This window comes from Anatilimnocola aquadivae, from assembly GCF_049819085.1.
In the GTDB taxonomy this organism is placed as follows: Bacteria; Planctomycetota; Planctomycetia; order Pirellulales; family Pirellulaceae; genus Anatilimnocola.
Genome location: NZ_CP187419.1, coordinates 6,695,114 through 6,709,703, shown reverse-complemented (window position 1 = coordinate 6,709,703; position 14,590 = coordinate 6,695,114). Strand labels below are relative to the sequence as shown.

General features: G+C 58.0%; 12 protein-coding genes. 4 read left to right on the top strand and 8 right to left on the bottom strand.

Annotated features, from left to right (window positions below; all coding sequences use genetic code 11):
- Window positions 1-136 precede the first annotated feature (136 nt).
- Window positions 137-1,555 (bottom strand): VWA domain-containing protein, encoded by a 1,419-nt coding sequence (locus NA78x_RS26500; protein WP_425615385.1) that lies wholly within the window; start codon window positions 1,553-1,555, stop codon window positions 137-139.
- A gap of 260 nt (window positions 1,556-1,815) precedes the next feature.
- Between NA78x_RS26500 and NA78x_RS26495 the strand changes: the two genes are divergently transcribed.
- Entirely contained in the window at window positions 1,816-2,460 is a 645-nt protein-coding gene (locus tag NA78x_RS26495) for a hypothetical protein (protein ID WP_425615384.1), read from the top strand.
- A 20-nt stretch (window positions 2,461-2,480) separates the two neighbouring features.
- Here the strand turns inward: NA78x_RS26495 and NA78x_RS26490 are convergent, their stop codons facing one another.
- A complete protein-coding gene (locus NA78x_RS26490; protein ID WP_425615383.1) occupies window positions 2,481-3,725 on the bottom strand; it encodes a sialidase family protein in 1,245 nt (414 codons plus the stop codon).
- A 256-nt stretch (window positions 3,726-3,981) separates the two neighbouring features.
- Here NA78x_RS26490 and NA78x_RS26485 point away from each other — a divergent pair, with 256 nt between their 5' ends.
- The 3 genes from NA78x_RS26485 to NA78x_RS26475 all read left to right on the top strand — a co-directional run bounded on the left by NA78x_RS26485 (window position 3,982) and on the right by NA78x_RS26475 (window position 7,949).
- Window positions 3,982-5,436 carry a lipopolysaccharide biosynthesis protein gene (locus NA78x_RS26485; RefSeq protein WP_425615382.1) on the top strand — a complete coding sequence of 485 codons (1,455 nt, stop codon included), beginning with the start codon at window positions 3,982-3,984 and terminating at the stop codon, window positions 5,434-5,436.
- Window positions 5,433-6,335 (top strand): glycosyltransferase family 2 protein, encoded by a 903-nt coding sequence (locus tag NA78x_RS26480; protein WP_425615381.1) that lies wholly within the window; start codon window positions 5,433-5,435, stop codon window positions 6,333-6,335. The genes NA78x_RS26485 and NA78x_RS26480 overlap by 4 nt, the downstream gene beginning before the upstream one ends.
- A 108-nt stretch (window positions 6,336-6,443) precedes the next feature.
- On the top strand, window positions 6,444-7,949 hold the full coding sequence (locus tag NA78x_RS26475) for a hypothetical protein (RefSeq protein WP_425615380.1): 1,506 nt from the start codon (window positions 6,444-6,446) through the stop codon (window positions 7,947-7,949).
- A 124-nt stretch (window positions 7,950-8,073) separates the two neighbouring features.
- Here NA78x_RS26475 and NA78x_RS26470 read toward each other — a convergent pair whose 3' ends face one another.
- From NA78x_RS26470 to NA78x_RS26445, 6 genes are all read right to left on the bottom strand, one after another.
- A complete protein-coding gene (locus NA78x_RS26470; RefSeq protein WP_425615379.1) occupies window positions 8,074-9,237 on the bottom strand; it encodes a type II secretion system F family protein in 1,164 nt (387 codons plus the stop codon).
- Window positions 9,238-9,288: 51 nt separating this feature from the next.
- Entirely contained in the window at window positions 9,289-10,182 is an 894-nt protein-coding gene (locus NA78x_RS26465; RefSeq protein WP_425615378.1) for a type II secretion system F family protein, read from the bottom strand.
- Window positions 10,179-11,606 carry a CpaF family protein gene (locus NA78x_RS26460; RefSeq protein ID WP_425615377.1) on the bottom strand — a complete coding sequence of 476 codons (1,428 nt, stop codon included), beginning with the start codon at window positions 11,604-11,606 and terminating at the stop codon, window positions 10,179-10,181. The genes NA78x_RS26465 and NA78x_RS26460 overlap by 4 nt, the downstream gene beginning before the upstream one ends.
- A gap of 63 nt (window positions 11,607-11,669) precedes the next feature.
- Complete coding sequence (locus tag NA78x_RS26455; protein ID WP_425615376.1) at window positions 11,670-12,911, bottom strand: hypothetical protein; 1,242 nt, start codon at window positions 12,909-12,911, stop codon at window positions 11,670-11,672.
- 55 nt (window positions 12,912-12,966) lie between these two features.
- A complete protein-coding gene (gene cpaB / locus NA78x_RS26450; protein WP_425615375.1) occupies window positions 12,967-13,989 on the bottom strand; it encodes a Flp pilus assembly protein CpaB in 1,023 nt (340 codons plus the stop codon).
- A 49-nt stretch (window positions 13,990-14,038) separates the two neighbouring features.
- Window positions 14,039-14,530 (bottom strand): TadE/TadG family type IV pilus assembly protein, encoded by a 492-nt coding sequence (locus NA78x_RS26445; protein WP_425615374.1) that lies wholly within the window; start codon window positions 14,528-14,530, stop codon window positions 14,039-14,041.
- Between the last annotated feature and the right edge of the window lie 60 nt (window positions 14,531-14,590).

Below are 14,590 nucleotides of genomic sequence, written 5' to 3'. Positions count from 1 at the left end.
GTTTTGAGACAGGAAAGACCTGGGTTTCAAAAGCAGAAGCCCTTGCATCACTTAGACGCAAGGGCCGGGATGAATCAGGATTAGTTCAGAAACGTGCTGCGAGTCTCAGAACTCGGAACTGAGAACTCAGAACTTCCTACTGCACCAGCTTCAGCGGGCGATCGGCGGCCACTTGAGAAAAGACCTGCTCCAGCTGTTCTTGGACTGCCGAAATCGGCTGGCCACCAGGGACGATGAAGCAAGCTCCGTTGGTGATCGTTGCGACTTCTTGCATGAGCGCGGTATCGGCGCCAGCCCCTACGGTGATGGTGACAACCGGAATGCCTGCATTGGCACACAAGTAGGCTTCATCGCGAACTTTTTGCTTGTCAGTCGAAGTGTTACCTGTGGGCAGGTTCGCTTCGCCATCAGTCATCAGAATTAGCAGTTTAGACACACCTACGCGGGCGTTGTTCTGCAGTTCCAACCGGCCTTTAGTCATACCGGCCGAAATGTTGGTGCTGCCCACATAGTGCCCGGCCTGACGCCCCTGCACTTTCGACGAAATCAAAGTATAGGTCTTCGTCAGCCCTTGTTCCAACAGAGCTGTATTGTTTGCCGAAGTGTAGAGTGCGAAGGCGACTCGATCGTCCGTACTGTTCTCAGAGAGAAAGCCTAAGAACTCGTCAACCGCACCCTTCAGCGCGGTGAGTGGCTGCTGACTGGTGACATGCCAGCCAGGCGAGTCGGCGGCCGAGCCAAACTTCTCCATCTGGAAGTGAACCCAAGTCATGAGACCGTACTTGCAGCGGTAGCCAGCGGAATTGATATAGCTGTTGTCTTGTACGTAGTCGATATACTCGTTCCACGATCCATCAGGATAGGGATAGGCGACATTAGTCAAGCCAAACTTGCTTTTCACACTCGTGGTCGTTGTGTTTCGGTCGCCATAGGCCACTGGGGTGAACGGAAGCGTGCCGTAAGTCGGCGAACCAAGTTCTTGCCAAATCTGCAATAGGTTTGCTTCGATGGCCGACTTGCCAATCAGGTTCATGTTGCGGAACTGGCTGTCGTACGCCATCGAACCGGAGTAGTCGAGAACCAGAGCGATGTCGCGAGGCTGATAGGTGGCAATCGACTGCGCACTCGTATTGAATTTGTTCTTGTTCAGCGCCTTGCCAAAGAAGAGCGGAGTGTTGCTGAGTGCCGTGTTGATCTTGATTGCGTTGGGGGTATTGCCACCAGGGGTAAAGGTGTTGGCATTCCAACTTCCGGTAACAATAGTTGCGTTGGATGGCCCCAGCGTTTGACCACCGACTTTATTCTTGCCGAGATATTCGGTTGCCTGAGCGACCGCAGCAGCTGGGCCATCGACGAGCCCCGCAGCACCGGCGAGTGCGGCAGCATCGGTGCAGATCTGAATTTCGGTTCGCGTGACGGCCATATAGCCGACGTCGACCGAGAAGGCGACCATGGCCATCATGGTGGTCAGAAGAAACGCAGTCATCACCACGATCTTGCCGCGGCGACCATGAACTGCTGCCCGGGAACGACGAAACATTGGCGAACCTGTCATAGATCGATCTCCCTGCAAAGGACTGCCGCGGAATCACGGCCCGTGCACGTAGCACGCAGTCGGGCAGCAAAAACCAGATGAGGAACGCAACTACGGGTCTGCAGGCGTTCTATGAGGAAATCTAGGTCGAAAACCGACCAATGGTGAAAAATCTGCAAAGTGCAAGCTAGATTTTCTCAAGCTCGCTGGGGTCGAAAACCCACTGTCATCGCTCCGTGTGCTGGTTATCCCGTCTCTAGGTTTTGCAGGGACTCTGTTCGATGTTCATAAGCTGTACCAAACGAATCTGCTGCTACTTGATTGCCTTGTCACTTGCTTGTTGGGCCGCTGCATCGCTGCCAGTGGAAGCTCTAGCGCAGACGCCGTCGAAAGCTCCAAACAAATCGGCTACGGCCAAGAAGCTTACGCCACAAGAGCTCAAAGCGACGGTCCACGCCAAGTTGGGACGCAATCCCTACTACGCACCAGGCTTTCTACTCTCCCGGGGCGATGTCGACGATGTTTGTGAGGAACTCGAGGACAAGGGCTTTGAGATGCCCAGCGATCGCGAAGCACTCTACGAAGATCTGCTCGGCGATAGTTCGCCCCTCGTCAAACTGCTGAAGACGCCACAAGGCAGAACCTTCATGAAGAAGGTGGCCGGCGATCCCACGGTGTATGACCGCATGGAACGGCTTTCCTGGTCGTTCGATGGTCGCGTCTGGCTCGAAAAAATCGTCAGCGCCAAAGATGGCCCCGCCAAGCTCAAGCAACTACAGACGAAAGAGCAAGTCGCCAAGCTATCGAAGGCACTGGCATCCGATCCGCGCACCCAGGACTTTGCTCTGCCTACGGGACGCGTTCACACAGCCGATGAACTATGCGAACACTTGACGCAATTGCTGGAACAAAAAGACGCGGAGTAGGTCCCGTCGTGGGATGGGTGTTAGTTCTTGTTCACCAGCTTGTCTTTGCCATCGGTCAGCCAAGGCAAGCTGACGCGTGCGAGGGTCAACTTGGGCGATTTCTTATTCGCGCCTTCGTCCGCAGTGGTCCGTTCGTAGAAGCACAGCAGCGAGCCATCGCTAGCGATCGCCAGGTCACTGTAACCACTGGGGCCAGCTTCTAGCACCTTGTCGATGGGCCAGGTTTCGCCTTCGTCATAGCTGAGTTTGATCGACAGATTCTTGCGATCTCGACCTTGGCCTGGCTTGGCGTTGGCTCGATCCAAGTTATGCGGATTTGAGAAGACGATGCGGTTTTTGTCGCTGTGTTTCGTAGTTGTCCAGCGCACCAGGTTGGCCATACAGATCGGCTCAAGCAACTGCTCGTGAAACTTCGGCTCGCTCCAACCGGTCGCTCCGTTCGGGCTGATGGCAACCGCGCGGCGATGCTCAGGCGATTCGCTCCGGCTGTTGATCACCACGCGCCCGTCGGCAAGTTGCAGCAAAATCGATTCGTTCGGGTTCACGAGCGGATTCGTTTCGTTGGCGATGATGTCGCCCATGTTCCAGGACTTTCCGTCGTCGTCACTATAGATGGTGGTGATGATCGAAGGCCGATGAGCATGACCGCCCTTGCCGGTCGAGAGCCAAACCGGCGCGATCAACCGACCGTTCTCAAGTCGCAGGCCGTGCCCTGGGCCGACTGCGACTGCTTGCCAGTCGTACTTTGGCTCCAGCTTGGCAAGAGCATTTGTTAGCTCCAATGGCTTGCTGAACGTGCGGCCGTCGTCTTCGCTGCGAACGTAGAAGAGGCGGTTGTATTCGACGCAATACAAGAAGTGGACAACGTCAGGACGAGGATCGCTAAACAGAATCGGATTGTTGAGTGTGATCTCTCCTTCCTTCCCCAACTTTTGCGCGACTGCAGCCGGATTGCGTTCAAACTTCCCTTCGAGCTGGATCATTTTCTGCATGTTGGCCCAGGTGTGGCCGTCGTCGCTGCTGCGCCGCATCATGAAATCAATATGCCCCCAGTCTCCCTTGGCACTCTTGCGTGCTTCGCAGTAGGCGATCAGAGTGCCGCGACCGGTGCGGATGATGCCGGGAATACGATAAAGTTCGTAGCCACCTTTGCCGGCAGCAAACAAGTCTTGTTTGGTTGGCTCGACGACGGGATCCGCCGCCTGCAGGTTGTGTGCATGACCAACTGCAACCAGGCAAAGTAATAACAGCAATGGGTGGCGCATGGGCGTTCATCTCGTGAGAGAGGGGGAGGAACCGACTCGGCATCAAACTACCACGCCCGGCGCACCGTGCCAGTCCTGCGGGCATTATCGATTATGAGGAGGAATAGCCGCAAACCAGCCTCTGCCGAGGGTGAGATGAAACCTTCAACTATCGAGTTGAAGGTCGAGGACTATACTGGAATGCTCCGCAAATTCTGGAACCAAGTAGACGCTTATCTGCGCGATGGACGTACTGGGTTCTTCCTCTGAGTGCTTGATGGCCGCGATCTCTCAACTTCCGTCTTCCGATCTCGCGGCGATGCCCGCGCAAGGTGACGGCGCGGCAACACCGATCAACAATCTGTCCAGTTCAGCACTTTGGGTGGTCATCGCTCGAGGCTGGAGTGTCGCCGCCTCCGCTGCGCTCGCCTTCATCCTGCCGAAGCTGTTTACCGATCAAGTCTGCGGCGAAGCGCTGCTGATCATCAACCTGATCGGCCTCACAGCGATGTTCGCCTCGTTCGGTTTGCCCGAGACGATGATTCGCCTGGTCGCCGAGCGGTACGCTCACGGCCGCAATGCTTCGATTCGCCCGTTGGTAGCGCGCTGTGCTCAGCTTCTGATCTGCACCACCTTCAGCATCACGGGCGTGGTGATGCTGTACTTCTGGTGGGACGGGTTTCGCTCGTTCCAATTGCCCGGAAGTGCGCTGCTGGCGATAACAATCGCCGCGGCAATTGTAGCGCTCGCGTGGCAAATGGTGGCTACTGCCATTTTGCGCGGTCTGCACGAAGTGAAATGGGCAAACTTGCTCAGCGGCGGTCAATCGGGCGGCCCCATCGCCGTCACTTGTTTTCTCGTCTTGCTTGGCTTCTCGGCTTGGCGATTGGAACTGGTGACCAGCACGCTCGCCGCACAGTTGCTAACGCACTCCATCATCTTCACGGCGGCGCTTACCTCGTGGCGATTGTGGAAGGCGATGCCGTCGGCAGAAACCAGCGATCTGATTTCGGCCAGTTCGCTGGAGCATGTACCTTCGTTTCTGGCACTGGCCGCCGATGCATTGCCCATTGCTCTTTCGCAGGTCGCTGCCTTTTGCACACTCTCAGCCGATCTTTGGATTGCCGGTAAGTTTTTGGCAATCGACGAAGTGGCCTATTACGGCAGCGCCAAGCGCCTCGTGCTGCTGCTCGGAATTCCCGAGCAACTGGCAATGCTCACGATCATCGCGAATATTCCGGACCTGCATTCTCGCGGCAAACTGCTCGAACTACAGCATCTGATTCGCAAAGTAACGACGCTCGCGGCAATTCCAGCCGTCGTCGCTTGTTTGGTCTTGCTGCTGTTTCCCGAGCAAATTCTCACAGTGGCCTTTCGACCGCAATACAAAGTGGCGGCCGCCGCTTTGATGATTCTCGCGCTTGGTCAGGTAACAGCCAACTACCTGGGGCCCTGCGGCTATGTGCTGCTGATGACAGGCAGGCGCTGGACCGTGCTAGTCATTACCGCCGTATGCGGCAGCTCGGCAATCATTTTGGGTGCACTCGGCGCATACTACGGTGGCATGCTTGGCCTCGCAGTGGCCGCCGCGGGTTGCACAGCAGCGCAGATTGTTCTGGAGTGGCTCGCCGTCCGCTACTATGTGGGTATTTGGTGCCATGCTTCGCCAGCCACGCTGACCGCGGCCGCGCCAGCTAGTGCCCCGAGCGCATCGCAGGAACCTCGCCCGTGAAGTTTTCCCTGGTTGTCCCCACGGTTGGCCGGCCTGCAGAGTTGCAGCGGTTCATCGATCACCTGCAACGTCAGGGGGACGACCGGGTCAAACTGCGCGAACTGGAATTGATCGTGGTCGACCAAAGTGGGAAGCCTGACACCGGCGAACTGGTAGCCCGTTTGCAAGCCGAGTTCTCAATTCGTCACCTGCCCATGAGTGGTCGCGGCGCTTCGCGAGCGCGCAATTATGGCTGGGGCTTTGCCCAGGGCGAGATTCTCACTTTTCCCGATGACGACTCTCACTACCCAGACGGCTTCCTGCGCAAAGTGCTCGAATGCTTTGACGATCCCCAGGTCGACGCTATTTCGGCGACCGTCGAGTTCATCGGCCGCTCTGATACCGAAGGGGGACTGATCACGCGCGACAATGTATTGTATCGCTGCATCGAAGCCGCCTTCTTTGGCCGCCGCGAACGACTGGGCGATATTCGGTACGACGAGCGGATGGGCATTGGCTGCGCCACTCCCTGGAACAGCGATGAAGGGCCTGATCTGCTTCTGCGGATGATGGAGCGAGGGCTGCGGACCGACTATCACCCGGAGATGATCATTCATCATCCGAACCCGCTACAGACGGAAGACGAGAATCTGCAGCAACGCAACTTCAAGTACAGCCGTGGCCGTGGCTACTTGCTGCGAAAGCATCATTTTCCATTAACGATGGTAGCGAAGACTCTCGCCCGCTCTCTCGCCGGCAGCGCATTCATGGCACTTCGCCTGCGCCCCTTTTGGGCTCGCTACTACTGGAATGCCTTTCTCGGCAAAATGCAGGGCTACCTCGCTGGTAAGAACGCACCCGCGCAAGAATTGACATCCCCCCTTAGCTCGCTCGACGCTAGCGTGGTTGCTTCCAAGTAGGCCTACATCAATCTTGCCCTGGGTTAGTGCTTTCGCTACAAGCCGCGATGATTCTCCGTGCGGACGTTCTGCGCGAGATGTGTCGCTGTTTGTTGGTGGGCCCCGGTCATGCGCTATTACCTGCTAATTGCCATTGTGATGGGCACTCTCGGCAATCCGTTCCTCGCCTGGGCTGCGGAGGACTATCCGTACACGGCCTATGTGACCGTCGAGCGGACCAACATTCATAGCGGGCCATCCAAGCGGTTCTATCCAACGGACGAACTGTTTATTGGCGATGAGGTCGAGGTCTATCGCCGCGAAGGGACCAGTTGGCTCGGCGTGCGACCGCCGCAAGGCAGCTTTAGTTGGGTACCTGCCGATTGCGTGGAAGAGACCGATGATGAAGGTGTGTTTCGCGTCTTGATCGAAACTCAATCTTGGATTGGTACACTCTTTCCCTCCGTGAAAGAACACAAGTATCAGGTCAAACTGCGTCCGGGCGAACTGATCGAAGTGACGGGTCAAAAAACGGTCCAAACGGCGGAAGGAAACGAAACCTGGCTGAAGATTGCTCCACCGGCCGGTGAGTTTCGCTGGATTCATACGAGCCAGGTTTCGCGCACGCCCCCGCGAGCGGAAGAACTGGCCGCTTCGCCCCGCCTGCCGACTCGACGCGAACTGCCCGAGGTTCAAGCCGCCATAGGCACGGGCGTGAATCGCGCGAAGGACTCACTGGCAGCGCTGACCGCTGCGAGCAGTGCGATCGAACGTCCCGTCAAGCCCGTCCAGCACGAAATCGTACTCACAGATCTTGCGCCGGTCGTACAAGAAACCAAAGCTGACCGAGATGAAATGCGACTGGTGCAGCACCAGCAGGCAATTGAGCTGACTCGCGAGAACGCAGTTTCGCCCGATGGCTTCGTGCCACGCAAGCCGCGCCGGATCGATAACACCGCCGGCGTTCCTGCCCCTTCGACCGAGTTGCGCATGGCCAGCAGCGAACGACTGCAAAACAGCATTCACGACAAGCCCCGCAGCAGTTCGCTTCCCGCCGCCGCACCGACACGCACGTTGGCACCCTTGCCCGTTGCGCGAGCTTCCGTTGCCCGCGATGCTGGCGCGACTTTCGATGCCGCTTCGGCCACGCAGCAGTTGACGGAACTGGATCTTGAGCTTTCACTGCGAGTGGCTCAGCCTCGCTCGACGTGGAACCTGGAACCGATTCGGGCTCAGGTACAAAAAATCGTTGATGGGGGACAATCGCCGAACGAACGTGGTCAGGCTCGCTTGCTACTCGAAAAGATTCGCAAGTTTGAAGAGACGTTTGATCTACCGAACGATCCGCTAATTGCGGCAGCACGAGGCGGACCTGCTTCGCCTGCCGATGCTCGCTATGACGGCGTCGGCATCCTGCAGGTCGTTGTCAGCCGTGCAGGGCAGGCCTCGATCGCACCGTATGCCATTGTCGATGCGGATGGAAACCCCGTCGCCTTCGTTTCTCCCGGTCCAGGGATGAACTTGCGTCGCTACGAAAATAAGCCCGTGGGCATCTATGGCAAGCGCGGCATGGTCGAAGCCATTCGCAAACCGCATCTGATTGCCGAACGTGTGATTGATCTAAGCACGCGGTAATATCCGGCTCAGAAAAACGGAGAGCAGGAAATCACCTCAAGAAACCGAGAGCTGTCCCCCCAAAATCCTTTGCAGGGCTTCAAGGGGACAGCAGGTTGAGCGAGGGAGCTCAAGTCGAGGTGAGTTAGTCGGAATCGAGCGGTAGGTACGGATTGACCGTATTGCGAGGCTGGTAGTTGCCTTGCGGCACTTGCGGACGGCGGAAGCGTTCATCACCGAGCGGGCTGCCGGTTAGATCGGGGCGAATATTGTTGATGCTCTGGACGGGATCGACGTTTTGATCGAGCTGATTCAGCGTATCGACGATCCGCTGAGTGCTGATCGTCTGGTTATTGGCCAGCGGGTTCTTGCCGTTATCGGGATCGAAGAACTCTTGCAGTTCGAGAAACGCGGGGCTCATGAGGATGATCAGAGCGGCCGGAGCGAAACAGAACAGTAGCGGGAAGGTAAGGAACACGGGCAAGCGATTCGCTTGCTGGTTGGCGAGATTCTTGCGCGTCGAACGGAAGTGATCGGCCTGTTCCAACAGCGAACCGCTGATGCTCGCACCCAGTTGGTCGCCGCGGGTGAGCAGCGTCGCCACCTGGCGAACTTCCGGAGTATCGACGCGATTAGCCCAATCGGTGAGTGCCATCCGCATGCTGCCGACATCCGATTGCCGCCGCATGATTTGCAGCTCTTCACCCAGGGCTGGATATGCGGTCAGGTTCTTCGAAACGTGATCGAGGCTTTGCGAGAGCGGCATACCGCCACCGAGGCACATGCCGAGCATATCGAGCATGTCGGCGAGACCAGCGTTGATCTCGGCAATCCGATTGGAGCGACGAAAGTACACCCACAGACGAGGCGTGATCGACAGCACCGCAGTGATGATGCCGCCCGCGATCGCGATGCGAAAGGTGTGTTCTGGTGGCGAGAAGATGATCAAGAGCGCTGTGCAGAACAGCGGGAAGACCATCAGCACAAAGCGGTAGGCGTACACGCTCGAGCGTGCGGTGGGGCTGTACAAACCAGCCTGCCGCAACATCTGGCCGAACTCGACACGTTCTTTCTCTGATTCCGGAATTTGCTGCGCGAGAGCATCGGTCAGCGGACCGAACACACCGCCCGACGAACGCCGGCGAGGATCGGACGGTTGCTCGGGTTGCTGTTCTTTGCGAGCGAACAACATCCGCAAGATCACGGGAACGACCAACACGACGCAAGCGATGGCCAGCCACGCCAAGGGACTTTGCAGCCACTCGGGAGCGTTGCGGTCGGCCAGCCAGGTTTGAATTGCTTCGATCATAGCGAGTCCGTGAAATGAATGGCTTGTTGTGTGTCGAAACCTGGCGCTGGATTAGTAGCTAGTACGGAGAATTCGCCACACCCAGATGGCACCCACGATCTGCAAACCGGCGGCAGTGGCTAACAGCCACGGGCCTTTCGGGTTCGACAGGAACTTGCTCATGAAACCTGGATTGATCCAAGCCAGCAGAAAAATGGCCAGCACGGTGACGGCGGCCATGCCGATTGCCGACAAGCGGCCACCCGAGGTCACGGCCATCAAGTGGCTGCGAACTTCTTGACGATCGCGGGCGGCCTTGCTCATGCGCTCACTGAGCAGCGAGAGATTACCACCCGCGCGGCGATGGACGACCACCGCTGTCGAGAAGATGCGGAACTCGGGAAGCGGAATGCGTCGAGCCATGCGATTCATTACGCTCACCGGCGAGTGACTCAATTCGAGTTGCTCGTGCGCATATCCAAATTCAGCGCCCAGCGGACCTTTGATTTCTTTGCTCACCAGGTCGCAAGCTTCCGACAGCGTCTGACCGCTGCGGATCGAATCCGAAATGGCTTGCAACGCTTGGGGCAAGTGCTTTTGCATCGTCCGCAGGCGGAAGAATCGCAGAATACCGAAATACAGCAGCGCCAAGTTGACGCCCAAAATCATGCCACCTGCCGCGCCGAGCAGGTTTTCGAACAATACCAGCGGAATGCCGAGACCCAAGACACCGCAGGCAACAACGACCAGCATGGCGGTGGTGGTATCCATCGCCACGCCTGATTGTTCAATCAGACGGAAGAACCAGCCATCGATGCCGTCCTTCGGTTCTTCGGCAGCAAATTCCAGGCGACGACGACCGGTCTGAACTCGCGTGAACATGTCACGCAAGAACAGGCCCACGGCGGCGATGCCGGCCGAGACCGAGGCGAAAGTGATGGTTGCTAATGCTAACTCTGCGGTCATGCCAGGTTCTCCTGCAGCGCGAGTGCTTGCGCGCCTTCGGCGACGCTCATCGGGCCGATGGCCGCATCGGCCGTCAGCTTGCGGGCGGTGAACAGACGCTCGTTCAGTTCGATGCCGGTCTCAGCCAGGCGAGCAGCAAACTTCGGCTTATTGCCAGTGGCATAGAAGTGACCGCGGGCCACGCCCCGTTCATCCACGCCCGTTTGCTGGAAACCGAACAAGTCTTGAACGGTGTAGTCGCCACTCTCCAGAGCGGTGATCTCGGAAACCTTCATCACGCGGCGAGCACCACCCTTGAGCCGAGCCAAGTGCACGACCACGGTGATAGCCGAGGCGATGTAGCGGCGGACGACGCTTACAGGCAGATCGAATCCGCTCATGCTCACCATCACTTCGAGGCGAGAGAGAGCATCTCGCGTGTCGTTGGCGTGAATCGTGGTGAGCGAGCCTTCGTGACCGGTGTTCATGGCTTGCAGCATGTCGAGCGCTTCGCCACCGCGAACTTCGCCCAGCACGATCCGGTCGGGACGCATACGCAGGGCATTGCGAACCAAATCTCGTTGGGTGACTTCCGACGCCCCTTCGGGACTCTTCGGGCGAGTTTCGAGCTTGACGACGTGTTTTCGTTGCAGGTTGAGTTCTGCCGAGTCTTCAATCGTTACCAGGCGTTCGTTAGCGGGGATGTAACGCGACAAGATGTTGAGCATCGTGGTCTTACCGCTACCGGTACCACCGCTGATCATCAGGTTGATGCGGCCTTCGATGGCCGCTTCCAGCACCTGCATGATTTCGGGACAAACCGAGCCCCGGACGAGAATGTCGTTGATTTGTAGCGGGCGATGGCCGAAACGCCGAATCGAAAGTACCGGGCCACCCAGCGCCAGCGGTGGAATGATCGCATTCACGCGCGAGCCATCGGCCAGACGAGCGTCGACCATCGGCGAGTGCTCGTCGATGCGGCGACCCACGCGAGCTGCGACGCGCTGAATGATTTGCAGCAGGTGGTCTTCGTCGGCGAAGACTGTGTTCGTCTCGTGCAGGCGACCGAGGCGTTCGACATACACTTCGCCGGGACCGTTCACGAGGATATCGGTGACGTCCGGGTCTTGCATGTACGTTTCGAGCGGACCGAGGCCGAACGATTCGGCAATCAGTTCTTCCACTAGGCGGTCTTCGTCGATCGGCGGCAATTTGCGCGAACGATTTCGCAGCATCCCTTCGGCCAGATGGCGAATGTCTTCGCGCAGTTCGTCTTCGGTCAGGCCGGAGATGCGCGACAGATCGAGCGAGTCGAGCAGTTCGCGGTGAATGCCCGTCTTGATGCGCTGAAAATCAGCTTCTGCAGTGTCGCTGTGCAACATCGGTTCGGCAGCGCCGGTGGCGGTCTTGTCGGCAATGCTCTGCCGGGACGATTGCAAAAACATTCGCAGGGCTCCTTCGGGCGGTCAGCAGGTGATTGGCTAATCGCGGCGTTTTATCGCGGCTATTTATCGCGTGAGGCGGATTTTGTGGATGTACAGGTTTTCAGGAACGATGGTCGCCGCCGGCAGTTCGTACCGGGTTTCGACCGTGCTGTGGACGATGAATTCAGGTTGCAGGCGAACTCGCAAGCGGGGACCATCGCCAGCATTCGCGGCATCCGCACTAATCACTCGAGCACCGATGAAACCAACGATGCTCAAGGGATCGGCAAAGCCACCGGAGTAAACCGGAAAGGCTCGGCGGGGATTGTTGCTCGCCGCAATGTCTTGGAAAGCGATCGCAATGTCGGAGACATCTGCAATGGGACTGATGTTGGTGGAATCGAAAGACAAAGGGTCCGCCAGCGAGAGTGGACCGAGGGTGCCGGTTGTTCCGTTTACGTCGGCTGGGCCGATGCCCAGCGAAATTTGAGCGGGAACGTCTGCCGTGTTTAAGGCCGCCAGGTCGTTCAAGCTGATGAGGGCACTGTTTGCAGTTCCCATGCCACTTGTCGATCGTAGGGTGAAATCCAGCTCCAGGCGATTGTCTCCATTGCTGTCGAGCCCACCGCCCGGACGCGTGGTGAACCAGGCGTTGCTATCGAGGGCCAGCGGAGCGACAGGAGCGGTTGCGAGGCTGGTGGGCCGAAAACCCACGACGCGGCTATCGAGCGTGGCCAGCGAGGCACTGGTGATCTTGGCCGTCTCCGGAGAGCCTTGGCCGCGAAACATCAGTTGCACGGGATTGTCGCCGAGCGGATTTGGATCGCGATAGATTTCTACTCGTAGCGTGTTGAAGGGCTCTGCAGGCAATGGCGTTTTGTTGAATTCATTCAACAGACCGACAGCCGCTGTTGCGTTTTCGATTCGTCCTGGCACAACCATCACTTGCGCCGCAGTGGGTCGTAGCGTCGGACCCGAAGCTGCATTGTTACGGGCGAGAAAGCCGGTGACGGGAGTAAGGATCTCGTCTTCGGTAGCGTCGATATCATCGACCTGATTGAAGCCGATGGAATCCTCTAGCACTTCTTCATCGAGCAGTTGATTGACGGCTGTCAGGGCGAGCGTGTCGCTCAAACGCAAGGTGTGGCGACTGACCAGCACCAGGTACGTCCAGTTCACCACCAACATTACCGTCACGATGCCGATCATGATCATCATGATCGCCAGCACCGAGACATAGCCCCGGCGCAGCCTTCGCCCGGCCAAACTCGACCGCTGAGCGGACGAGCCTGAAACTCGATTCGGCGAAAGAAAGGTGTGGGGCATGATGGCGATGATTCAGAGACGATGGACGGGTTGACGGACGCTGGTGAAAATGGAACTAGGGGGTCGTGGGATCAGCGGGAATCGACTCAAACGTCACAACACCTGGGTCAACCACGCCACTGGGGATGTAGCTGGTTTGCAGGTCAGCGGTCGGTGCTGGTGGTGCCACAACGGGCTTGGTTTGAGTCGTCACGTCGCGAGCTTCGCGAACGCGGTCATCCGACATTTCGAGCACTCGCAAGCTGCCGCCCGACCACTTCTCGACGGTGAATTTCCGTGCAGGAACAACCGGGGCAGGAGGAACGATTTCTTTCAGCCCGAGCAGTTGACGACGAGTGATGGCGTCGTTGGCATCCAGGGCGGGAGCCTGCACATCGGCCGCAGCGACCAGATTCACAGTCAGAGAACCGGTTCGCTGGGCAACGATCAGTTTGTTGGCTTCGGCGGGGCCGACTGCTAGGGTCAACGTGCTGACTTCGCGTTGATCACGAGTACGCGCACCGCGAGTCGTGGGCTTGCCAGCAGCTGCATCGACAACCAGCACGTTTCGCAGCAGGGTGCGAGTGGCTACTTCGCCTAGATCGGGATGGGTTCCTTCGACTGTCAGCGACACGTCGACGTGGTCACCTTCCGTCAAACGCTTGCCACCTGCTTCGGCACCTTGAACGGCGACGGTGACAGCTCGCATCCCAGCGGGTAGACGCTCGGCCAGATCTGGCAAACCTTCACCAACACCGAGGAGGTATTCGTCGCGAATCGCCTGGCCCGCCTTGATAGGCTGCTTGGTGATTCGGCCTTCGGCGAGATTGGTGAACGACATCGTCCCCTTAACAATGGGCGAGTTTCGGGGCACGTTCAGCACCATGAGGTCGCTCGCTTGCAGACGGGCGTTCATAGGAGTGTTGACGCGCGCCACGACCACCCTTACGCCGGGATCGACCGGCTGGGGGACGATCACGGGGGGCTTTTGGACGATGACAGGCTTATGCATCGCCTGTTTGACGATGTATGCGGCCACGAGGCCAAGGACGATGGCCATCAAGCCGAAAGTCACGGTTGCGGGACTGATACGCTTCACGTCAAGATCTCCTCACCACTGCGAGTGCCGTAAGTTCTGAAAAGTCGGGTTATTCTTTGCGAGTCACGTAGGTTGTTGTCAGTTCTTTACCTGCGAGGTCGATGCCAAAGTATCGAAGCAAGTTTGGTGCCGCATCGTCCATCGGCAGATTCACGGTCACGCTGACGATGGCCCCGGATGGTGCGTTGGCCAGTAAAGTTCCTGGAATAGCGGTGTCCTCGACGAAGTCGCCGGGCCCGTTGCCGTCGGCGTCGACGTACACAACCAGTTCGGTCTTGTTCTTCCAGATGTAGCCACTGAGGGCTGTATTGACCGCCGCAGCCACGCTCGATCGCGAAGAACTGGGCAAGGCTGCGTTGCGGCTGCCGACGGCTGCCGCGGCGCCCACGCCTTGCGACGACATCAGCAGAATGCCGAACTCGACCATCGCCAGCAGCACGATCAGCAGAATCGGCAATACCATGATCAACTCGATCGAGAGCACAGCTCCCAACCGAGATCGTCGCCGAATGGAACGGCAGGCTTTTCCGAATGGCTTCATCGTGTTACTCAATCTGCAGTCGGTTTCCAAGATCGTGAGGCATCGTGTCAACGGTTGACA